Below are 22752 nucleotides of genomic sequence, written 5' to 3' on the forward strand. Positions count from 1 at the left end.
GAGTGCACGAGTACATGGGGGCGAACCGCCGCCACTGGGACGAGGTCGTGCCGCTGCACGCGGCTTCTGAGTTCTACGACGTCGCAAACTTCCGGGCGGGCGCGTCCACGCTGAAGACCATCGAACTCCAGGAACTCGGCGACGTGAGCGGCAAGACGCTGCTGCACGTGCAGTGCCACTTTGGCATGGACACGCTTTCCTGGGCGCGACAAGGCGCGATCGTGACAGGCGCGGACTTCTCGAAGCAGGCGCTGGCCACCGCGGCGCAGCTGGCCGTTGAAGCTGACCTCGACGCGCGATGGGTACAGTCGAACGTCTACGACCTGCCGAATAATCTCGACGGGCAGTTCGACATCGTCTTCACGTCGTACGGCGTGCTGAGCTGGATGCCCGACATCGGCGCGTGGGCGCGATCCGTCGCACACTTCGTGCGGCCCGGCGGCACGTTTTACATCGCCGAGTTCCACCCGGTGAGCATGATCTTCGATGATTCGGACGGCGCAGACGATTTGATCGTACGCTATCCATACTTTCCGACAGCGGAACCGCTCAAGTGGGACGGTGATGGCACGTACGCCGTGGGAAACGCCAATCTGGAGCATCGCGACACGTACAACTGGCCTTACACGCTCGGTAACGTCGTCACGTCCCTGATCGAGGCGGGACTGCGCATTGACTTCCTTCACGAGTTCCCGTTCAGCACGTACCAGTTCCTGCCTATTACGCACGTCGCCCACGACGGCAGTGTCCGGCTGACACAACACGACGGCTCCGTGCCGCTTGTGTTCTCCATCAAGGCGACCAGGCCGTGAAGCGCAAGCCGCAGGCGAGCGCATCGCGAGCACGGCTGCAAGTGCTCGCGGCCGCCGATGCGAAGAAGTTCCGCGAACTCGTCGGTGAGATGCTCGCGTCGCCGCAACGCCTGGACCGCGAGGCCGCGTTGGAAGCGCTCGTCGAGCGGCCGGACTCGGAGCTTCGACTGGGCCTCCGCGACCTGTACTTCGCGCTGAACGCGGACGGCATCAAGCGCGACCAGGGCGCCATCCAGCGCATCGCGATTATCAAAGTGCTGCGCTCGATCCGCGATTCGCGCGACGTCGATGTCGGCGTAGCAGCAATCGACGCGCGTGAGGTGGCGTTCGGCGAGGACATCGCGTGGGAGTTGCGCGTACACGGACTGTTGCTGCTCGCCGAGATCGCCCCCGACGTCTTTCCGTACTACGCCATCGAGCATCTCGACGATATGGCGGGGCCAGAGGAGAGCGAGCCTGCGAGCACCGCGTTTCAGCTTCTAGCCGGAACCGGCAATGACGTGGCGCTCTACCAGTGGCTACTGCGATCCCCCGGCGGCGAGACCGCACAGCGCGTCTTCGAGCTGTTCATCGAAAAGGCGCCACCGGAGATCGTGCAGCGTTACGCGACGAGCGCGCTCACCATCGCGATCAAACGCGAGGACGATGCGTTATGCACGGTGCTCGTAGAGTCGATCGTGCGGCTGGAGCTGCAGGCGTGCTATCCAGCGCTTGCGGCGATGATGTTCGCAAAGATCTCGGACGAACTGTATGCGTATGCCGGCATGCTGCTTGCCGGCACGAACCGCACGCCACTGCTGGCCATCCTCGAAGACCAGTTGCACCGCGGGCGACGTCCGAAGCTCATTGCCGAGGCGCTCCGCGTCCGGAACACGCCGGAGCAGGAAGCGATCCTGCAGCGATGGGAGGACGGCTAGTCTCGCTCATCGGAGGCAGCTTCCGTACACTGCCGCCATGCCCGAATATATCCTGGCGCTCGACCAGGGGACGTCCAGCTCACGCGCTATCTTGTTCGACCGTGAGGGCCGGTCCGTCGCGCAGGCTTCCCGCGAATTCCCGCAGATCTACCCCCAGCCCGGATGGGTTTCGCACGATCCGGAAGCGCTCTGGTCATCGCAGTTGGAAGCCGCCAGCCAGGTGCTTGCCGGGCGGGACGCGAACGCGGACGACGTCGCCGCCATCGGCATCACGAACCAGCGCGAAACAACGATTGTCTGGGACCGCGCGACGGGCGGCGCCATCAACGACGCCGTCGTCTGGCAGTGCCGCCGCACGGCATCGATCTGCGAAGACCTGCGCAACCGTGGCCTCGAGACGGACGTGCGCGCGCGCACCGGCTTGCTGATCGACGCATACTTTTCCGGCAGCAAAGTGCGGTGGCTCCTCGACAACTCCGGCGATGGCATCGCCGAGCGTGCCGAGCGAGGCGAGCTGGCGTTCGGCACGGTTGATTCGTGGCTCATCCACAAGCTGACGGGCGGCCGCATGCACGTCATCGATGCGACGAACGCTTCGCGAACGATGCTCTACAACCTGCGCGACGGCGACTGGGACGAACGCCTGCTCTCCGAACTGGCGATACCGCGCGCGATCTTGCCGCGCGTCGTGGACAGCAGCGGTGTCGTTGCCGAGACGGAAGCTTCGATCTTCGGGCGGGCGATTCCAATCGCGGGGATCGCCGGCGACCAGCAAGCCGCATTGTTCGGCCAGGGCTGCTTCGAAGCCGGCGCCGCCAAGAATACTTACGGTACCGGTTGCTTCATCCTCCAGCACACCGGGGAAACGGCGGCATTCTCGAAACGCGGCCTGTTGACTACGGTCGCATCGCGCATTGCCGGAACCCAGCGATTCGCCGTCGAGGGAAGCATCTTCATCGCCGGTGCGGCGATCCAGTGGCTACGCGACGGGCTCGGCGTGATCCGAACGGCTGCCGATAGCGAGCCGCTGGCCGGCTCGGTGCCCACAAGCGATGGCGTATACGTTGTGCCGGCGTTCGCGGGGCTCGGTGCGCCGCACTGGGATATGTACGCGCGCGGAACGATCGTCGGGTTGACGCGCGGTAGTACCGCCGCCCACATCACCCGTGCCACGCTTGAGTCGATCGCGCTGCAAACGCTCGATGTCGTCGAACTGATGGAACGCGAAACCGGCACACCGATGCGCGAGCTGCGCGTTGACGGCGGCGCCGCGAGCAACAACCTGCTCATGCAGATCCAGGCCGACATCCTGCAACGGCCGGTCGTGCGCTGTGCGACCGCCGAGACGACGGCGCTCGGCGCCGCCTACCTCGCCGGCCTGGCGGTAGGATTCTGGCGCGACCAGAGCGAAATCAGCAGGATCTGGCGCGCAGACCGCACCTTCGAGCCGCGCATGCCCGCGGGCGAGCGCGACGCACTCGTGGACGGCTGGCGCCGGGCGGTGGATCGCGCGAAGGGCTGGGCTTCGTGAGACGATCGCTCGCCGATATCGCGCCTGCCCGCTTCGACGTGATCGTCATTGGCGGTGGTATCAATGGCGCCGGCATCGCGCGGGAAACGCAGCTCGCCGGCTTTCGTACACTGCTTATCGAACGCAATGACTTCGGCTCCGGCACCACGTCCCGCGCGACGAGACTGATCCACGGCGGCTTGCGATATCTCGAGCATGGTGAGTTTGGCCTCGTCTACGAGTCGCTCGCTGAGCGAGAAGCGCTTGTGCGCGACGCCGCCCATCTCGTGAGGCCGCTTGAACTGCTGGTGCCGGTGTATGCCGGTGACCAGCGGCCGCCGTGGAAGGTACGCGCGGGGCTCGTGTTGTACGACATCCTCTCGTTTCGAAAATCGCTGCCCCGGCATCGCGCTGTTCCATCGCGCAAAATCGATGAGTTGGCGCCGGCGCTGAACCGCGACGGCCTGCGCGGCGCTTTCACCTTCCACGACGCGCAGGTCGAATTTCCTGAGCGCCTCGTCATCGAAGCCGTACGCGACTTCTCGGACGCCGGCGGCGTCGCGCTGAATCACGTATCGGCGCTGCGGCTGGTATCACCCGGCGGCGTGCTGCAAGGCGTCATCGCGCGAGATGAGTTGACGCACGATGAAGCGCAACTCAATGCCGGCGTAGTCATCAACGCCACCGGCCCGTGGGTCGACAACCTGCTTTGCGGCAGCGATGCCGAGCGGCACGAACCGTTGATCGGAGGCACGAAGGGCAGCCATCTCGTCGTGGCCTGGCCCGATGCGCCGAAGCGCGCGATCTTCGCGTCGGCGAAGGCGGACGGACGTCCGTTCTTCATCCTGCCCTGGTATCGCTGCACGCTCATCGGTACGACGGATATGCGTTACGACGGTGACCCTTCGACGGCGCGAGCGACGGCGGCCGAAGTCAGCTATCTCATCGACGAGACGAATCGCCTCTTCCCGACGACGCCGCTTGGTCGAGAACATGTGCTGTATACGTACTCAGGCGTACGTCCCTTGCCGCACACAACAGGCAATGACGAGAGCACGATCACGCGCAGTCATTTCGTCATCGACCACGTGAAGCGCGGCGGTCCCGCGGGGCTTCTGACAATCGTCGGAGGAAAGTTGACGACATATCGAAGCCTGGCCCGCATCGCGCTCGGTGCGGTGAGGAAGCATGTCAAGCCGTCCGGCGATCCGCAGCCGTCGTTGCGTCCATCGCAGGCGCGCGCCGTATCCGCGTACGCGCGGATCGACGATGATCCGCTCGCGCTGTATGGTGCTCGCGCCGATGAAGTGCGCGCGCTCGCCGGCGCCGAGCCGCGCCTGAACGAGCCGATGTCCGATGAGAACCCGGAACTGCTCGCGCAGGTGGCATACGCCATCGACCGCGAGCATGCGGTGACGATTGCCGATGTCCTGCTGCGCCGGTTGCCCTCGGGCTGGGCGAAGGGGCACGCGTTTGATGGAGTCGAACGAGTCGCCGAGGTGATGGCCGAGCGCCTGGGATGGGATGCGTCGGAGCGTCTGCGCGCTATCGATGCGTATCAAGAGGAGTTGCGGCAGACGCTGGTGCCGCTCGATGCGATCTCGCAGTAGCTAGAGCAAGTACTTCTTCGGCGCGCCGGATGGCTGCCGGCGAAAGTTTTGGACGAGCCAGCGCTTGAAGCCATCCTGCTCCACTTCCTCGATGTGCGCTCGGCTGCGGCTCGAGAGGGCCTCGTTCACGCCAGCCGCGTAGTCACCGTAGGCGTCGTGCGCCTCTGGCGTGATATTCAATACATCCGGCATGTGTACCGCGACCGCGACCTGCCGCTCGTTGAGGCGCAGGAGCCATCCGAGCTCGATCTCTGCCCACCCAACGTGGAAGGCCGCCTCGCCAAACGTGTAGGCAAGACGCAGGTTGTTGGACTCCGGCCCGATCTCGAGCAGCGTAGCGCCGAAGTTCGGGCGGCCAAGATCGCTCGATGCGCGATACACGACGCGTAGCTGCTCATCAGCCGCCAGCGTCGTGCCGGCGAAGAAGTGGCCCATCCCGACGTCGAACGCCTTGTAGGCTTCGTCGGGTTTCAGGTGGCCCAGCATCCAGCCGATGAACTCGCCCATCTCCTGGTGCACGACCTGATGCTGCGCCGCGAGCAGTTCGCACGCCGCTCGGACGAGATTCGGAACGCTGACGTAGGAGCCGCGCGTGACGAGCAGTGCAGCATCGGCGAGTGCGCTAAACGTCCGGGACCATTGGCCGACGACAGCGGCGTAGGCATGCGTGCGAAAGCGTGAGTGCGACGAGTCGTTGAGGATCCGGAGCTGCAGGTTCATGCCATCGGCGAAGATCCGCAGGTCGTCCCCGAGTACGAACGCGGTCTGGCGATAGGCGTCCTGCGCGGCGGCAGACGCAGCGTCGTCGGGCCTGGCCGGAAGCGCGTACGTCTCCGGGAAGTCGACGCCGCTGACGCGCTGGCCCGGGGTCGGGTACGGTGGCTGCACCATCAGCGACGCGTCCAGCGGCGGCGGCGCTGACGGACGTAGGCGCTGTCGGTCGCGGGCACCACGCGTCGCTTCGTCGGCTCGTAGCCGGCAATCTTCACCGGGATGACGCCCGTCCACTGGTTGCCGACAAACAGCGCACGCGCGATCCCCGGGAACGTCACCTTTCGCGCGACGACCTCAATGGGGAACTCGATCGTCTCGCCGGGGCCGGCCGTAAGCTTGCCGACGGGCCCCCACACCCACGGCTCGGATGTCGATACGTCGCCGGTGAGCGTACAGGCGCAACGATTCGTGATGCGGATCGTGCGCCGCACACGCGCCGACGCACGCAGTTCCGCCATGTCAACTTCGATCTCGAGCGGTGCGATGAGAGGCTCGGTCGAATGAGCGTGCGCCGCGCGCCTACCGGGCACGTTCGCCGCGACGATGTCTTCCCAGTCCTCCTGCTCTGCCCAGTGCGCGTACATCCGGTCGTTTCGCATGCGCGTGGAACGCGGCTTCACGACCGCCGGCGCCCGCTGTTCGTCGTAGGTACGCCGTTTCACCGGGTCGCCGAGCGTCTCGAAGGCGTGATTGATGCGCGCGGCCTTGCGCGTCGCTTCCGGGTCGCTGACGTTTGCGTCGGGATGCACCTCTCGCATCAGGCGGCGATAACGCCGCTTGATCTCGTCCTGCGTAGCTGTGCGCGGCAGGTCAAGCGTCGCGTAGTGGTCGGATTCGGGGTTCCTCACGCCTTCATGGTATCGAACGGCGCTGCGTAGGCGGCGCTAGGGGCGAGTGACCTTCAGCGCGCTCCATCCAGCGTATCGGCCATTGCGGCCGAGTTCTTCTTCGATCCGCAGGAGCTGGTTGTACTTTGCTGTCCGGTCCGAGCGCGCCGGTGCGCCCATCTTCGCCTGGCCGATACCTGTAGCCACCGCCAGATCGGCGATCGTCGTGTCCTCGGTCTCGCCGCTGCGGTGGCTCATCACCGACGTCCAGCCGGCGTCGGATGCCATGCGAATCGCTTCGAGCGTCTCCGTAAGCGTGCCTATCTGATTGACCTTGATCAGCACGCTGTTCGCCGATCGCTCGCGGATGCCCCGTTCTATCCGTCTGGTGTTGGTGACAAACAGGTCGTCGCCGACAAGTTGCACGCGCTCGCCGAGGCGCTGCGAAAGCACGGCCCAGCCGCGCCAGTCGTCCTCCGCCATGCCATCTTCGATACTCACGATAGGAAATTGCTCACACCACGATTCCCAGTGCTGCGCCAATTCGTCGCTGGTGAGCGACATGCCCTCCCTCGACAGCACGTACCGCTCCTGCTTCGCGTCCCACAGCTCGCTCGATGCCGGGTCGAGCGCGATTGCGAGATCCTTCCCGGGATCGAAGCCCGCTTTCGCGATCGCCTGGAGGATGACGTCGATCGCCGGTTCGTTGCCACCGAGCGAAGGCGCGAAGCCGCCTTCATCGCCGACATTCGTCTGATGGCCCATCTTCTGCAGCACAGCAGCAAGCGCGTGGTACACCTCGACGGCCCAGCGCAGGCCTTCCTTGTAATTCGGTGCGCCGAGGGGCATCACCATGAACTCCTGGAAGTCGGTCGAGTCCGTGGCATGCTTACCGCCGTTGAGGATGTTGAACATCGGGACGGGGAGCAGGCTCGCGGTGGGGCCGCCCAGATAGCGCCATAACGGCTCGCCGGCCGAAGCCGCCGCTGCGCGTGCATTCGCCAGTGATACGCCGAGGATCGCGTTGGCGCCAAGACGGCCCTTGTCCGCCGTGCCATCGAGTTCGACGAGCTTGCGGTCCAGCCCTGCCTGGTCGCCCGCGGACATTCCGATGATCGCGGGCTCGATCTCACGGTTCACGTTGACCACGGCCGTCAGCACACCCTTGCCGCCATACCGGCGTCGATCGCCGTCACGCAGCTCGGCGGCTTCGTACTCGCCCGTGCTCGCGCCCGAAGGAACGCCCGCGCGCCCGAAGGCGCCGTCGGACAGTCGCACGTCGACTTCGATCGTCGGATTGCCGCGCGAATCAAGGATCTCGCGAGCGTGGACGCTTGCTATCTCTGCCACGTGTTCCCTTTCACGTTCCCGGCACGGTCGACGGCCTGATGACCGCAAACGATCCGCTCGCTGCGGCGACCACAGCTCCCACGTCATCGGTAACCTTCGACTCGAGAAACACGACGTTCTTGCCGCGCTTGATAATCTCGGTGGCGCACGTCAGGCGGCCGCCGCGCACGCCTGCGAGGTAGCTGATCTTGACTTCAATCGTTGCGCAGATCTCGCCCGGCGGGAGCACAGACATCGTCGCACCGCCCATGCTGTAGTCGACCATGACGTAGACGGCGCCGCCATGCAACACGCCGTGGGGGTTCAAAAGGTTGGGCGCGACATCGAGGTAGTAGGTGGCGCGGCCACCGGCCATGCCGCCGTTCGTGATGTGCAGTTGCTCCGCGAGCGGTCCGATGCTTGAGCCCGGCGACCGGGCGTTCTGGACGTTGGTGCTGATCGAACCCGCCCAATCCAGCAGCCGCTGCCGCTGCGCGTCGTCGAGGCGCTCGATGGCATGGTCCAGCCGCGCGCGGATGGTCTCGTCAGGCATGGCGGCGTTGACGGCTGGGGATCATGGTTCGATGAGCATACCCCCGCGCCAGACGAGGCGCGAGCGTCACTCGCGCAGTAGCTCGATGCTGTACGGCGCCCGCTGCGTCGTACCCTCGGTGGACGCGGCAACGGCGACCACGACGTCCTGAAGCCCCACGGTGTCGAAGGTCAGCGTGCCCGTCCCGCCAGGCGAGATCCTCGCATCAAGTACGACTGGCTCGCCGTCCGAACCCTCCGCGATCAGACGCACGATCCACGTCTGCGGCAGGGCCCTGTCGATGCGCACCCATCCGTCGAAGTCCCAATCCGGGTCCGTCCCGTCAAGGTCAGTGAGACCGGTGCCCTCGATCGCGATGTCATCGACGGCCCAGCCATCGCCGTGCGTCGAGCCGTCGGTGACATACTCGAACCGCAACAGGATACGTTGTCCGGCAAACTCCGCGAGGCTGATGCGCTCGTCCACCCACTCGGCGACGTCGGCGCCGCCGCTCGTGTCGGTGTAGCCGGGCCCATATGCTACTTCGACAGGATCGTCATCGGTCGTATTCGCGCCCGCCAGCGCACGCCACGTGTTGCCGCCGTCCGTTGAAACGGCGACGTATCCCCAGTCATACCAGGGCTCGATCTTAAACCACGTCCTGAACGTCAGCGCGGGCGTCGTCGCGTCCGTAAGGTCGATGGCGCGCGTGAGCGTCGTGTCGACGTCGTCCTGTGCATTCGACCAGAGCATCGGCCCGCCGGCGGGGGACGTTGTCGGCAAGATCGCGACCTCCGACGAACCTTCAAAGCGGAGCGTGTGCGGTACGTCCTCTAACGCCTCGAACAGATAATAATCGGTGCCGAACTGAGTCGCTTCGGCATCGATCCTGTCGCCCGGCGCGAGTGTGTCCTCGATGCGCAGATCGAGCGGGCTGCCCGGATTGCCGTAGGGGCCCTCGACGCGATCGAGCGCGTTCGCGGCTATCCAGTCCGCAAAGACGTCCCGAAAGGAAGGTACGCCAGCCACACCTGCAAGGAACTCATCGATGCCTGCTGCGCCATCGCTGCGCGCCGCGGCGATCTCACCGAGCGCCGCGTTGCCGCCGAACCGGTGCGCGAGATACCGGGTGAACGCGGCACCGGCTCCGTAATGCGCGGAGCTATCCTCGCTCGACCATGTGTTGAGCTGGATCGCAGGCTCGGCGGCAAAGCTCTCGACCGACGACATGGCGCCGCCAACCAGCGCTGACGCTGCCTCCGCCAGGCCTTCGTTCACCCACGCTTCCTCGCCGCTGTCGAGGTGCGCATGCACGAGATGCTGCAGCTCATGCGCGAGCACGACGTTGAACGCCGCGCCGCCGATCCGCAGCGACTGGTCGAGATAGACCATTTCCGCCTCATTGCTCAGCCGGCGGACGGAACGCAGGAATGCGTCGTCAGGCGAGTAGTAACCGCCGACTGCGCCACCAAGGTCCGTCTGTAGCACGATGATGCGCGGATCGCCGTCGACACCCGGGATGGCCGGGAGTCCGAACACGCGTGTGACTTCCGGCCAGACACCCCGCTCGAACGCATCCGCCGCCGCCTGCGCGTCCGCAGCACCCACATCCAGCGCATCGTCGACGTAGAAGTATGCGTGGTCGCTCTTGGCGAGCAGCATAGCCGTGATGGTTGCGTTCTCCGGCGGAGCGTCGCCCCGATACGCCGCCGCGCTGATGCGCTGGACCAGGAACTCGCGATCGTCTCCGAGCGTGGCCTCACCTGCGAAGGGCTTCGACGACGGCGCGCGTCCCGGTGTAAGCCCGTAACGTTCGGCCAGGTCGATCGCGTCGTTCGGAGGCAGTTCGCCGCGCACGCCGATGCTCTCCGCGAGATCGGCGACCGGCGTCGGCGAGGGCTGTGTCGGCAGTGGTTCGGTCGTCGCGGTGGGCGGCGGAGAGGCGTTGTCGGCGTCGTCACAGGCAGCCGTGAGCGCCCACGCTAACAACAGGAGAGCCGCCCACATGAGAAGGCGGCTCCACAAGACTCGAATGGCGGGAAGATCAGCGTGCGCGGGGATGCGCCTTCTCGTACACGTGCCGGACGTGCTCGTTCGCAATCTGCGTATATACCTGCGTCGTCGAGATATTGGCATGCCCCAGAAGTTCTTGCACGTGGCGCAGGTTCATTCCGCCCCTCAGCATATGTGTGGCGAATGAGTGCCGCAACGTGTGAGGCGTGACGGGCGTTGCGATGTTCGCTTCCTTCGCGTACTGCTTGAGGATGAGCCAGAAACCCTGGCGTGTGAGACGCTCGCCCCGGCGATTCACAAAGAGCGCCGACTCTTTGCGCGCCTTCACGAGCGCAGCGCGACCATCGTTCATGTAGTCAGCAACAGCGCCGGCTGCTTGTTCATGGATCGGAATCGTACGCTCCTTCGAGCCCTTGCCCATGCAGCGCACGTACGGCCCCGACATGTTGATGTCGTCAACCTCGAGCGACACGAGCTCGGTCACGCGCAGACCTGTCGCGTACAACAACTCAAGCATCGCGCGATCGCGCTTTGCTTCAGGCGTGTTCCGTTTCAGTGGCTGCTCGAGAAGTTCGTCGACTTCCGTCACCGACAACGGTTTCGGAAGCGAGCGTCCAACGCGAGGTGATTCAAGGCTCTCGGCAGGGTTGCGACGGATCGTGCCCTCTGCCTGGAGGTACTGGAAGAACGATTTGAGCGCAGCAACCTTGCGGGCGACCGTCGCCTCGGCGTAGTTCTTGCGCCGCAGTGCGAGCAAGTAATCGACGATCGCGTCGCGGTCGAGCTTCTCCCAATCTCTTACTCTGCCGTTGGGACTTGCTCCCGTGAGATAACTGTCGAACTGCTGCAAGTCGTTCTTGTATGCCGCGACTGTGTTGCCCGATGCACCCTTCTCCACCGACATGAAGTTGAGAAAGTGCCCAATGTGATCATCCATTGAAGCCCTCGCCGGACTAAACCAGATTTTGAAGCGCCAAGGGGGGTGGAAAGCAAGGGCGATTGTAACACCAATCCCGTTCCTGTCCAGCGGTAGCGTCGCTCAATTTCGAGTCGCATCGATACGAGTACAAGATAGGGGTGCGCCCGCGCGATTCGTAGTAGTTATTGCACCTTGAGCCTTATCGAAACACCGGCGCGGGCTTATCCGGCCTCGCGCCATGCTTCATCGCCGATCAGCGGCACGAATGCGCAGGGACCGTGACGCCGCAGTTCCACCCCGCGCGGCGTCGACTGCGCCGTGACAAGCTCCTGCGAGCGCGGCCCGCCGACGGGAATCGCGAGCCGGCCGCCGGGCGCGAGCTGTTTCAACAGGATCCGCGGCACGTGCGGCGCGCCCGCAGAGACCAGGATCCCGTCGTACGGGGCATCTTCCTGCCGGCCGAGACGGTCGCCCGCCGGATATGAACGGATGTTGCTCAGTCCCAGCGTTTCCAATGTTCGTCGCGCAAGGTCCAGCAGCACGTCGCTCCGTTCCACCGTCACGACCTCAGCGACCAGCTTCGAAAGCACTGCGGCTGCGTAGCCCGAACCCGTACCGACTTCGAGCACGCGACCTTTGGGATCGGGTTCGAGCGCCTGGATCATCAGACCGACCATGAGGGGTTGCGAGATCGTCTGTCCCTCGCCGATGGGCAGCGCGCGGTCCTCGTATGCCTGATCGCGCAGTTCGGCGGGCACGAACGCCTCGCGCGGCACCGCCGCGATCGCTTCGACGACGCGTTGGTCGTGGAGCTCGCGCCGCAGCGAATCCAGCAGGCGGCCGCGCTGAGCCTGGAACTGGCCGCCCTTCGCTTCCATCAGACTTGGGCCTTTACCTTCTCAGCCAGCGCAGCGGTGAAGCCGACCGTCGCGGCAATCTCCTGCACGGATGCTTCGCGGATGCCACGCACGGAGCCGAACTTGCGCAGCAGTGCCTTCTTTCGCTTCGGTCCAATGCCCGGGATGGTGTCGAGCGCGGACTGCATGCCCGCTTTGCTGCGGACACCCCGGTGATACGTGATGGCGAAGCGGTGCGCCTCGTCGCGAATGCGCTGGACGAGGTACAGCGCCTGGGAGTTGCGCGGCAGCACAACGGGCTCCGACACGTCCTGCACATACATCTCCTCGTGCTGCTTCGCCAGTCCGACGGTGGGGATGTGCTTCACCCCCATCTCGCGCATTACGTCGAGCACGGCGGCGAGCTGACCCTTGCCACCGTCGATGATCACGAGGTCGGGCAGAGCCGCGAATGACTCGTCGGGCCGCTGCCGCGGCGCCCGGCCGTTCTCCGGCGGCGCTTCGACATCCGGCGCCGTCGCGCCCGTCTCGGCGAGAAGTTGCTCACGCGCACGCCGGAACCGCCGGCGGAGCACCTCGGCCATCGACGCGAAGTCGTTCGCGCCATCGACGCTCTTGATCCGAAAACGACGGTACTCCTGCGGTCGGGGGTGGCCGTCGGTGAAGACCACCATCGACCCGACCGAAGACGTGCCCTGGATATTCGAGATGTCATAACACTCGATGCGACCCGGCAGCGACGGGAGATCCAGTTCGTCCTGGAGTCCTTCGAGGGCTGAGCGAGTCTTGCCGGTGTCCGCGAGCCACTTCACGCGTGCCATATCAAATGCCTCGCGGGCATTCGTCGTGGCCATCTCGACCAGGCGGCGCTTCTCACCGCGCTGAGGCACGAGCACCTCGACGCGCGATCCGCGCCGCTCGGACAGAAATTCCTCGATCAGCGACTGCTCGGGCAGACGAGCGGGCACGATCACGCGCCGTGGGACGTACGTCGCCGACTCATAGAACTGCTTGATGAAGCTGGCGATGATCCCGTCGTCGGGCTCGTCCCGGGTGCCGTCCAGCGTGAAGTTGTCGACACTGACCATCCGGACGCCGCGAATGAACAGCACCTGGACGACGGATTCGTCGTCCCCACGCGCCAGACCGAAGACATCTTCGTCCGATGGGCGGGTGCTGGCGACCGCTTGCCGCTCGGTAACACGCTCGATCGCCTGGATCTGGTCGCGAATGCGGGCAGCGCGCTCATACTCCATGCCGGTCGAAGCATCCGCCATCTCACGCTTCAGGCTTCGTACGACCTCCTCGGTCCGGCCTTCCAGGAAGAGGATCACCTGGCGGATGACCTCGTCGTACTCCTCCTTGGAGCAATACGCCGTGCATGGCGCGATGCAGCGGTTGATGTAGTAGTCCAGACACGGCCGCGGGTCGTGGCCGGTGATCGTCTTCGTGCAGGAGCGCCATGGGAAGAGCTTGTTGACGATATCGAGCGTCCGGCGGACCGAGCCGGCGTTGGCGAATGGACCGAAGTAGCGGCCGCCATCTTTCTCGACCCGGCGGGTGATGTAGACCCGGGGCCAGGGATCCGCCAGGTCGACCTTCAGGTACGGATAGTGTTTGTCGTCCTTGAGGCGGACGTTGAAGAGCGGCTGATGCCGCTTGACCAGCGCTGCCTCCAGGTGCATCGCCTCTTGTTCGGTGTGCGTAACGACGTACTCAAAGTCGTCGATCTGCTCGGAGAGCAGACGCGTCTTCCCCTCCATGCTCGCGGGCGAGCCGAAGTACGACCGCACCCGGTTTTTCAGGTTGGCCGCCTTCCCGACGTAGATCACCTGGCCATCGCCGGCACGCATGACGTAGACGCCGGGATGGGAGGGCACGCGGGCGAGTTGTTCGGCGAATCGGCCGCTCACGCGTTCATTCTAACGAGCGGCGTCCAATGCCCCCGCCCGGCCACGACGCGACCCTGCCCCCGGCACCCGCCGAGCGAGCCAGCTTACGCTCCAGGCGGCGAAGTCGGTTATGCAGTGATTCTTCCTCTCGACCCTCCGCGGCATCGAGCAAGCGCAGCACCACTTCCCGCGCGGACGCAGCATCGCGCTGCCGGTGCTCGCGGTGCTTGGCCAACTCCAGGCCGGCCATGCGATCCCCGCGCTGCCACAGCTGCTCCCATAGCGGTGCAGCCTCGTGGCGCAGGCCGGCGCGCTTGCACAGACGCGCGTGCCGGGCCGCCGCCCACGACCAGTCGTCGCCGCCCTCGAGCCATGGCAGCGCGGCGCGGTAGAGCGCGATCGCGCGTTCGGGACGGCGCGCGTACTCCCACCAGCGCGCCGCAGCGATCGCATCGTCCGGGTTGAGTTCGGCGGCCGAGAGCAAGCGCGCACACCCGGCGAGTACGCCGACCAGCGAGAGCACGTCGTCCGTGTTATGTCGAAACACGGCGCGTAGCGGCGCCGCGCGGCCGGCACGGACATAGTCGAAGTACAACGGGGGAATCAGCGAACCCGGGACGTCGTCCTGCCGATCGATGCGAAGGAGATGCCGTTCTGCTTCAGACAGGCGGCAATTCGGCATGCGATGCCGGTAGAGGCGCCGCACCGCATGGAGCAGATCGAGGTGCGCATGCCTCTCGCACGGATACCGCACGCGCGCCAGCGTCATCCGGGTCTGCACGAAGGGCATGTCGAACGAGCGGCCGTTGTATGTGACCAGCCCTTCGAATCTCTCCAGGTCGGCGGCGAGCATGCTGAGCATCGCCCGCTCGTGCGCGATGTCAGCGAGGAAGTACTGGCGCATGCGGAATGCACCATCCTCATACGACCCGAGGCCCGCCAGGATGACCCAGGTGCCCGTACCGCCGGAAAGACCTGTCGTCTCGATGTCGAAGAAGGCCATGCTTGAGGCACGCGGTGCATCGGCGGCGCCAAGCAGGTGCGCGAGCGCTTCCGGCGGCGCGTCGAGGGCCGCCCGAAGCGGAGATGAGCCATGGCGGTGGTCAAGCGGGAACCATTCGTCGCGGATGAAGATGGGGCCGTGATCGGTCTCATGCCAGTCGCCGCGCAGGATCACGTCGATGGGCGGCAGACTGGCAATCGAGTCCGGTGGCCGGTTGGAGGCCCGCTGGATGGCCGTGTGCTGCGTCACTGCATGCCGCAGGCGTGCCAGACGAGTGTCGATGACCACGCTCAGGCCACCGCGACCGTCGCGGGTTCTCGCAACCGGGACAGCAGCAATGCCGCGGCGCGCTTGTTGGTGCCATGTTCACCGATCGATGGCCCGACGCACCCCGGGCAGCCGGCCGCGCATGTGCAACCTGTGACCAACTCCTGCGCCGCGCCCATGAGACGACCGTGGATCTCAAAGAGGCGGCGTGGCATGCCCACGCCGCCGGGCTGGTTCTCGTACAGGAACAGCGTGGGCCGTTCCGTAAAGGGAGAGCGGATCTGGGCGACCGCCTGCAAATCCCGTGGATCGCACATGAGGAAGATAGGCGCCAGGTGACGCAACAAGTGCGCTAGGCCCCACAGTCCGTCCTGTAACTCGGTCCGCGAGAGGCCCGTAGTCGCAGCGTCATCAAGCGCGAACCAGTAGCCCGTCGTGTGTCGCGACTCTTCGGGGATGCTGATCCGGCCCCAACCGACGTTCTCGTTCGTGTCGAGTTTGATCTTCTTGAAGATCGTCGCGACCTCGCGTACGGCGACTTCGCCATGGTCGACATGGCAGCCAGGTGCCGGCGCACGTTCGAACGATTCGAGCACCTCCAGGTCGACGGCGAGGTTGGCGTCGGTGTAATAATCGACGTCGACCTTGCGCACGTAGGCCTTCTTTTCGTGCCAATCCAGGCGGTCGACATGGTATTGCGCACCGCCATGCATGTAGATCGCCTCTTCGTGGATCAGAAGCGGCGCCGCCGGACGATCGACCTCGCCGATCACGCGTGGCTTCGGCCCCTGCTCAATGACCACGAAGTTGTCGATCGCGGCGGACCGGAGACTCACCGATTCGGCCGGGAACACTTCCGCCATCCAGTGGTAGCGGCCTCCCGCCTTCACCAGCACGCCTTCGTCCGCGAGCAGTTCGAGGAGTTCGGTGGTATCCGCGCCGAACTCCTCGCCCTCCTCGAAGGGCACTTCGAAGGCGGCACACTTGATGTGGCTGATCCGGACGAGGAGATTGTCCGGATCTACGAGGCCTGCCTCCGGCGACGCCTCGAACAGGTATTCGGGGTGTGTCGCCACGTACTGGTTGAGCGGTGACGACGACGCGACGATAACGGAGAACGCGAGGCCGCTCCGGCGCCCGGCGCGCCCCATTTGCTGCCATGCGCTCGCCAGCGTGCCCGGATACCCCGTAAGCACGGCCGCGTCGAGGCTGCCGATGTCTATGCCGAGTTCCAGCGCATTCGTCGCCACGACGCCGCGGATGCGGCCTTCTCGCAGCCCGCTCTCGATGGCGCGCCGCTCGTTCGGAAGGTAGCCGCTGCGGTAGCCCTCGACCTTCGGCGCCTCACCGATGCGCTGCTTCAACGATTCCCGCAGGTAGCGCAGCAGAAGCTCCACCCGCACGCGCGACGGTGCGAAGACGATCGTCTGCACGCCGGCCTGGAGCAGCTTCGACCCGATCTTGCGCCGCGCCGACTGAGCCTTCGCGGATCCCCAGCTCGCGATTGACGATCGGCGGGTTATAGACGGCGACCACTTTGCGCGCTCGTGGTGCGCCATTGTCATCGATGAGCGCCATCGGCTTGCGCACGAGAGCCTCGGCTAACTCTCGTGGATTGGCGATCGTCGCCGAGCAGCAGATGAAGATCGGGTCGGAACCGTAGAACTTGCACGCGCGATGCAGACGCCGGAGCACGTTGCCGACGTGGCTGCCGAAGACGCCCCGATACTGGTGCAACTCGTCGATCACGACGTAACGCAAGTTCTCGAACAGCTTCACCCACTTGGTGTGGTGCGGCAGGATGCCTGTGTGCAGCATGTCCGGATTCGTGACGACGATATGCCCCGCCTCCCGCACTTTGCGACGGGCATCGCCGGGCGTGTCGCCGTCGTACGTGAAGGTTTTGATATCGACGCTCAGGTCCGTGATCAGCGCATGCAACTCCTGCATCTGGTCCTGCGCCAGGGCTTTCGTCGGAAACAGGTAGAGAGCACGAGCCTCAGGCTGTTCGAGGATCGTCTGCACGACCGGCAGGTTGTAGCAGAGGGTTTTCCCTGATGCCGTCGGCGTCACGACGACGACGTTCTGGCGCTGCAGCACCGCCGCGAGCGTCTCCGCCTGATGCGTGTACAGCCGGTCGATGCTCCTCCGGGCGAGCGCCTCGACCAGACGGGGGTCGGTCGCCAGGGGAAAGGGAGCGTGGCGCGCGGCCTGCTCCGGCATCACGCGCCACTCGACGAAGCCATCGGCGAGGTCAGCATCGGTGCGCAGGGCTTCCAGCGCTTGTTCGAGGGGCATCCATACCTCGTTCGCACGTGCGTTCGAATGCCGAGTATAGGATCAGAACGAGCGTTCGTCAACGCCCGACCGCCGACGAGACGGGCGACGCGCGGCATTTAGGGGTTTCGCCCCTGACCCGCCTGGGTGCTAGCACCGACGATAGATACGTCGTTATGGGAGCAACAGGCGCCCCTCAACTGTCACAGGATGGCGACGGTGACGCTCGCGTTGGCGGGAGGCTGGCGCTCGCCTCCAGGTGGCGGCTTCGTGCAGGGCTGCATCGTCCGTCGTCCCTCGTAGTCGCCGCTACTGTCGTCTGCCTGGCAGTTGGGTTCGTCGCAGTTCTGACGTACTTCGGCGCGCGCGCTTTCACGAGCCGGGCCGCCGATCAGCGGGCCGCCGAAGAGGCTGCGTCGTTCGCCATGCACAGCTCGCTCCTTGCGACCGGCGATGCCTTCAACGGCTATCTGCAGATCCTGCGCTACTCGGAAGATCCGGCGCTCCGATCGCGCGCCGCCTCGCCCGAGGCGCGACGGAATGCAATGCAGCAGTTGCTCTGGCTGAACACGAACAAAATGGCTGTTCTCGCCGTCGCGGACCGCTCGGGGCTGGTGCTCGAGAGCACGGACGGATCGATCCAAAGCGTGCGAGGGAGCGCGGCCTTCAACGAGTCGCGCGCGAACTTGGGGCCCGCTAACTCGGACATCGTGTTGCCTGAGGGGGGCGAGCGTGGTTATGTCGAGTATAGTGCCCCGCTGCGCGATCCCGATGGAACCGTGTGGGGCTTCCTGTACGCGCGTGCCGAACCGCAGGTCCTCTGGAGCGACACGCTCAACGCCTCCATCGATGGCGGCCACAACGTCATCATCAACAGCGAGGGCGTTTTCTCAGCGGGTGTCCCCGACGAATTGCTGAGGCAGCCGTGGAGTGGTTCGACCCTGGGGAACGGCAGTGTGCGAGCAGAAATCGCCGGCGTCGAAGCGATTTGCGGGCTCGGCGCCATCGGCAGAGACACGCAGATCGACCACGGCTGGTTCGTGGCCTCGTGCTTGCCTGCGTCCCTGATCCAGGTGGAAGCCGGGCGGGCGCTCGGGAACCAGGGTCAGATCACGATTGCCGGCGCCGTGCTGGCAGTTGTCATCGCGATCGGCCTTCTGCGTATCGCGCTCGGCTCGCCCGCGCCGCCTGCAGTCGCGCAGCATCCCGATGAGATGGAGGACGCCGACGCGCCATTTGAAGTGGAGGAAGGCGGCCTAGCCGCGGAAACGCACGCCGTGATCGAAGCACCGGAGGCGTCGCCGGGTGAACCGGAAGCCGGCCCGGCGGAACCCGCAGCACCCATCGTCGTTATCGCAGACGTCGACGCACTGGCCGTGATGGACGCGTACGAGCGCCGCAACGCGCTGCTCTCGAACGAGCTGCGAGAGAGCATTCAGGCACGCCTGATGATCGCCGTCACGCAGGCCGAGGAGGCCTACAACCTCAGTGCCACGGATCCGGACCGGGCGATCGCGTTGCATCGGGCGGCGATGGATGAACTCGAGTCAGTGCGTGAACGCGGGTTGCGCGGCATGGGCCAGGAGTTGCACCCGAGCCTTGTGCGGCTCGGACTTCCGGGCGCGCTCCGGTCGCTCAAAAAGGAGTTCGCGGACCGTGTCACGATCGACCTCCAGGTGGATGCGAACGTCGACGGGGCGTCCAGTCGCGGGGGCAGGGTCACCATCGACAACAGGCTGCGGCTCATCGTGTACCGCGTCATCCGCGATGCGGTCCGGACTGCGTACGCCGGTCGTGCAGACAGCGTCACGATTGCGATCCAGCGAGACGGCCTCGAGATCACTGCTGCCGTGACCTCGAAGCTGTCGGGCGGCGACGCGGACGCTGCACGTGAAACACTCCTGGCAGGGGAGGTGGCGCTGAGGGCGTTCGGCGGCAGCCTGACGGTCGACACCGAGGGCGCGCTACGCGTCATCGCGCGCGTGCTCGCGCCTAACGTCGCGCAGCCTGAGCCACTGATAAGCGCGCGGACGGAGGACGACGACGCCATCGTCGCGCAAGGCACCCTGCATGCCGATTCAACTGCCAGCCGGATCGAAGACGATCTCCAGGCCACCGCGCACGAACTCGCCTCCACAGTCGACATCCGGTTCGTGTCCACGGCGGATTCCGCTTCCCTGCGTCCGGCGGATGAGCTCTGCATAGCGATGATCGACGTACTACGAGTGGCGGCCGCAGGATTCAGCGAAGCCGGCGCGAACACCTGCGATGCTTCGCTCAAGCTCGAACACGATGCGGGTGAACTGAGGATCAGCGCCCGCACGCTTCTGAGCATGGAGCGCCTCGACGATATCCGTCAGCGCGGGGAACAGGCCGGCTGCTCCATCTCGATCGCGCGCGATGCATCCGGCATGTCGATCGCGCTGAGATTCGATCTGCTGCCTCAGCCCCGGCCGGCCATTGTGCGCTTCGCGCTGCCCGAAGACGAGCCCAGCGTCATTCCCGTCTCCGAACCCCCGCCCTATCTCGCCCCCGTGCTGCCGGCCACGGCCGTCACGTTTCGCATCCCCGACGGCGGGGCACTGTTCGAGTCGATGGACGAAGCGGCTGGGATGCCGGTGGCGGCGGTGGACGATGTCCTGCCGAGCGTCGTCCAGGTGTCGTCGCTTGCCGAGGTCATCCCCGCCGATGCGGATGCCGTCGAAGGCGAACCGTCGGAAGCAGACGCTGAGGTTGACGCGACCGCGCTCGGTGACGGCGATGGGCGACGCTCGCCGGACGAGGACGCGGCGTAGCGGTACGGCCAAACGGGTCTCGGATGCGGTTGCAGTGGGGCTTGGTAAGCAACGGGCGCGAGACGGGCCGCGGTGAAGTCAGGCTGCCTTGCGGCTTCGTGCCTCGGGTTGTGCCTCGTCGGATTCGTCGGACGTGCCCAGCGTTTCCTGCAGGTACAGCAGGACAGCCTTCACGCGCGGGTGTGCGGCATTGTCACGGCTGAGGTTGAGCTGTCCGAAGATGGCGTTGATGTGATTCTCAACGGACTTCTCTTCGAGGACCAGCGAACGGGCGATAGCGGCGTTGTTGTACCCCTTCGCCATGAGCGAGAGCACTTCGAGCTGCCGCCTGGTGAGCGCCGAGAGACGGGTTTCGCGTCGCCCGAGGCTCTCGACGACAAGCGGATCCAATACGACGAGGCCCATCGCCGCGCCATCGATGGCCCGCACCAGCGTTGCCACGTCAGTCACCGACTGCCGTAGTAAGTACGACCAGCCAGCAGCTCGGAATGCGGGTAGCGCGGCCAGGGTGCGGCGGTCCGGGCGTTCGCCAAGGAAGACGATGCGCGAGCCGGCCTTCGCGCCGGAGATTGACTGCGCAATCCTCAATGCGTCGTGCTCACTCTCGGCATCGAGGCCGATGAGCGAGACGTCGGCGCGCTCGCTCGACGCCATGCGCATTGCCTCGGCGGCATCACCCGTCGCGCCGACGAGCAGGAGCCGAGGCTCGCTCGAAAGCACGGTGCGCAGCATGTCGCGAAGGAGGCCATCGGCCTCGATCACCAGGACGCGGATGCGGTTGTCTTGCTTATCCATGCCTACCTGAGCAATTGTCGGCCCACGCGGCTTCGCCCACATAAGGGTGTTCGCTGATTCTCCCCGTTCCTGCGAAGGCTGAGGATGCGTTTCGCGGCAAGTGGCCGTATGGGTGCAGGCACCCAAGGTCGGATGGGTGGCATCACCGTGCGGCTCCTGGGTGCTGATCACGACCTTAATACAGGTGCATGAAGCGCCTGAGCGATGCATGCGACCGCATGGAGGCGACACGCGGATGCACACCCGCAACCTGATCCGAAGACTGCGCCAGGAACACGGCATCACCGGCCTTGAGACGGCGATCGTCCTCATCGCCTTCATCACGGTGTCGGCTGTCTTCGCGTTCGTCGTGCTCAGCACCGGCCTCTTCAGCGCGGAGCGAGGGCGGGAAGCAGTGTTCGCCGGCCTGTCGAAGACGCGCGGCTCGATCACGTTGACCGGTGGCATCCTGGCGACGTCCGACCAGACGGAGATCACGGACCTGACGTTCTCGGTCGTGCTCGCTGCGGGCGGCGACTCTGTCAGCATTGATCCCGCGGCATCGAACGGCCGCACGGTGATCAGCTACATCGACAGCGCGATCGCCGATCCCGATCTCGAGTACACGGTAACGGCGGTGGTCGGGAACGCGGACAGCGTGTTAGGACCGGGAGAGATCATGGAGGTTGGCATCGACCTCACGCAGAATGCGCAGATCTCCCTTGGCACAAACGACACCTTCACGCTGGAGATCAAGCCGCCCTCCGGGTCGTACCTCGTCGTGCGGCGGACCACGCCGGCATCTATCTCCGACACAATCATCGATTTGAACTAACCAGTCCCTTGATCCTCACAACGCGGCGCCCTTGACTCACCGAGCAGGCGCCGCCGTTCGCCGCGATACGCGCGTGGGCGCTCACACCCACGCAAATCGGGTGCGCGTACCGTGAGAACTTCTCCTAGGGAGAACGACCTTTATCACGTAGGGGAATACACGAACCGATGGGTCTCCCCTCCCAGGAGGTGTTAGTCATGAACCGAGTCAAGCAGTTCGTGCACAGACTGCGCAACGAGCGCGGCATCACGGGCCTCGAGACGGCAATCGTCCTCATCGCGTTTGTGGTCGTGGCAGCGGTGTTCGCCTTTGTTGTGCTCAGCACGGGCCTCTTCAGTTCGGAGCGAGGCAAGGAAGCAGTCTATGCCGGTCTGGCGAAGACACGCGGCTCGATGTCGTTGACCGGCGGCATCATCGCCGACTCCAACGGCACGTCGATCACCGATCTTCGGTTTGGCCTGACGCTTGCGGCCGGCGGCGACTCGGTGAACCTGGACTCGACAGACGCATCGAACCGCACCGTGATTTCTTATGTCGATGAGACGGTGTTCACGAACACGATGGACTACACCGCGACCGAGGTGCTCGGCGATGGCGATCTGCTGCTTGAGCAAGGGGAGCTCGTGCAAATCGACATCGACATGGCAGCCGAATGCGGCTGCACAATCACCGAGAACTTCAGCTTCACGCTGGAGCTGAAGCCGCCGACGGGCAGCTACCTGGTGATCCAGCGGCTGACTCCGGCGTCACTGGCAGAAAGCATTATCGACCTCAACTAGCTAACCCTCCGGGAAGGAACCCGTGCGGCG

At 65.3% G+C, this 22752-nt stretch carries 20 protein-coding genes; 7 read left to right on the forward strand and 13 right to left on the reverse strand.

The annotated features are described in order from the left end of the window. Positions 1-2 precede the first annotated feature (2 nt). Genes WEB52_06390 through WEB52_06405 form a run of 4 tightly spaced genes read left to right on the forward strand, consistent with a single transcriptional unit; the run spans position 3 to position 4849 of the window. Positions 3-812 carry a methyltransferase gene (locus WEB52_06390; GenBank protein MEX2226058.1) on the forward strand — a complete coding sequence of 270 codons (810 nt, stop codon included), beginning with the start codon at positions 3-5 and terminating at the stop codon, positions 810-812. After that, positions 809-1729, forward strand: coding sequence for a hypothetical protein (locus WEB52_06395; protein MEX2226059.1), 921 nt, complete (start codon positions 809-811; stop codon positions 1727-1729). Before WEB52_06390 ends, WEB52_06395 begins: the two co-directional genes overlap by 4 nt. A gap of 37 nt (positions 1730-1766) precedes the next feature. Next, complete coding sequence (glpK, locus tag WEB52_06400; protein MEX2226060.1) at positions 1767-3260, forward strand: glycerol kinase GlpK; 1494 nt, start codon at positions 1767-1769, stop codon at positions 3258-3260. Beyond that, on the forward strand, positions 3257-4849 hold the full coding sequence (locus WEB52_06405; protein MEX2226061.1) for a glycerol-3-phosphate dehydrogenase/oxidase: 1593 nt from the start codon (positions 3257-3259) through the stop codon (positions 4847-4849). Before glpK ends, WEB52_06405 begins: the two co-directional genes overlap by 4 nt. Here WEB52_06405 and WEB52_06410 read toward each other — a convergent pair whose 3' ends face one another. The 12 genes from WEB52_06410 to WEB52_06465 form a co-directional block, all read right to left on the reverse strand. Then, positions 4850-5740, reverse strand: a complete 891-nt coding sequence (locus tag WEB52_06410; GenBank protein ID MEX2226062.1) for a hypothetical protein — start codon at positions 5738-5740, stop codon at positions 4850-4852. Beyond that, positions 5740-6471, reverse strand: coding sequence for a DnaJ domain-containing protein (locus tag WEB52_06415; GenBank protein ID MEX2226063.1), 732 nt, complete (start codon positions 6469-6471; stop codon positions 5740-5742). The genes WEB52_06410 and WEB52_06415 overlap by 1 nt, the downstream gene beginning before the upstream one ends. 36 nt (positions 6472-6507) lie before the next feature. After that, a complete protein-coding gene (gene eno, locus WEB52_06420) occupies positions 6508-7800 on the reverse strand; it encodes a phosphopyruvate hydratase (GenBank protein ID MEX2226064.1) in 1293 nt (430 codons plus the stop codon). Positions 7801-7810: 10 nt separating this feature from the next. Beyond that, positions 7811-8332, reverse strand: coding sequence for a PaaI family thioesterase (locus tag WEB52_06425; protein ID MEX2226065.1), 522 nt, complete (start codon positions 8330-8332; stop codon positions 7811-7813). Between the two features lie 66 nt (positions 8333-8398). Further along, a complete protein-coding gene (locus tag WEB52_06430; GenBank protein ID MEX2226066.1) occupies positions 8399-10318 on the reverse strand; it encodes a hypothetical protein in 1920 nt (639 codons plus the stop codon). Positions 10319-10355: 37 nt separating this feature from the next. Then, positions 10356-11261, reverse strand: coding sequence for a site-specific tyrosine recombinase XerD (xerD, locus tag WEB52_06435; GenBank protein ID MEX2226067.1), 906 nt, complete (start codon positions 11259-11261; stop codon positions 10356-10358). Positions 11262-11464: 203 nt separating this feature from the next. Beyond that, the gene (locus tag WEB52_06440; protein MEX2226068.1) at positions 11465-12121 is read right to left on the reverse strand and encodes a protein-L-isoaspartate(D-aspartate) O-methyltransferase; all 657 of its coding nucleotides are present in this window, start codon (positions 12119-12121) and stop codon (positions 11465-11467) included. Next, the gene (gene uvrC / locus WEB52_06445) at positions 12121-14013 is read right to left on the reverse strand and encodes an excinuclease ABC subunit UvrC (GenBank protein MEX2226069.1); all 1893 of its coding nucleotides are present in this window, start codon (positions 14011-14013) and stop codon (positions 12121-12123) included. Before uvrC ends, WEB52_06440 begins: the two co-directional genes overlap by 1 nt. Positions 14014-14017: 4 nt before the next feature. Beyond that, positions 14018-15283 carry a ribonuclease H-like domain-containing protein gene (locus WEB52_06450; protein ID MEX2226070.1) on the reverse strand — a complete coding sequence of 422 codons (1266 nt, stop codon included), beginning with the start codon at positions 15281-15283 and terminating at the stop codon, positions 14018-14020. A gap of 2 nt (positions 15284-15285) precedes the next feature. Then, positions 15286-16695, reverse strand: coding sequence for a Zn-binding domain-containing protein (locus WEB52_06455; GenBank protein ID MEX2226071.1), 1410 nt, complete (start codon positions 16693-16695; stop codon positions 15286-15288). Continuing rightward, positions 16607-17560, reverse strand: a complete 954-nt coding sequence (locus WEB52_06460; GenBank protein MEX2226072.1) for a DEAD/DEAH box helicase — start codon at positions 17558-17560, stop codon at positions 16607-16609. The genes WEB52_06455 and WEB52_06460 overlap by 89 nt, the downstream gene beginning before the upstream one ends. Positions 17561-17742: 182 nt before the next feature. Then, positions 17743-17970, reverse strand: a complete 228-nt coding sequence (locus tag WEB52_06465; GenBank protein MEX2226073.1) for a hypothetical protein — start codon at positions 17968-17970, stop codon at positions 17743-17745. Here WEB52_06465 and WEB52_06470 point away from each other — a divergent pair. Then, entirely contained in the window at positions 17965-20334 is a 2370-nt protein-coding gene (locus tag WEB52_06470) for a hypothetical protein (protein MEX2226074.1), read from the forward strand. The two genes, WEB52_06465 and WEB52_06470, sit on opposite strands and share 6 nt — an antisense overlap. A gap of 78 nt (positions 20335-20412) precedes the next feature. Here the strand turns inward: WEB52_06470 and WEB52_06475 are convergent, their stop codons facing one another. Next, positions 20413-21129: a response regulator transcription factor gene (locus tag WEB52_06475; protein ID MEX2226075.1), complete on the reverse strand. Its 717-nt coding sequence runs from the start codon at positions 21127-21129 to the stop codon at positions 20413-20415. A 235-nt stretch (positions 21130-21364) separates the two neighbouring features. Here WEB52_06475 and WEB52_06480 point away from each other — a divergent pair, with 235 nt between their 5' ends. Beyond that, positions 21365-21943: a hypothetical protein gene (locus tag WEB52_06480; GenBank protein MEX2226076.1), complete on the forward strand. Its 579-nt coding sequence runs from the start codon at positions 21365-21367 to the stop codon at positions 21941-21943. A 197-nt stretch (positions 21944-22140) separates the two neighbouring features. Then, positions 22141-22722, forward strand: coding sequence for an archaellin/type IV pilin N-terminal domain-containing protein (locus WEB52_06485; GenBank protein MEX2226077.1), 582 nt, complete (start codon positions 22141-22143; stop codon positions 22720-22722). Positions 22723-22752 lie beyond the last annotated feature (30 nt).

The organism is Dehalococcoidia bacterium, from assembly GCA_040902535.1.
In the GTDB taxonomy this organism is placed as follows: domain Bacteria; phylum Chloroflexota; class Dehalococcoidia; order DSTF01; family JACRBR01; genus JBBDXD01.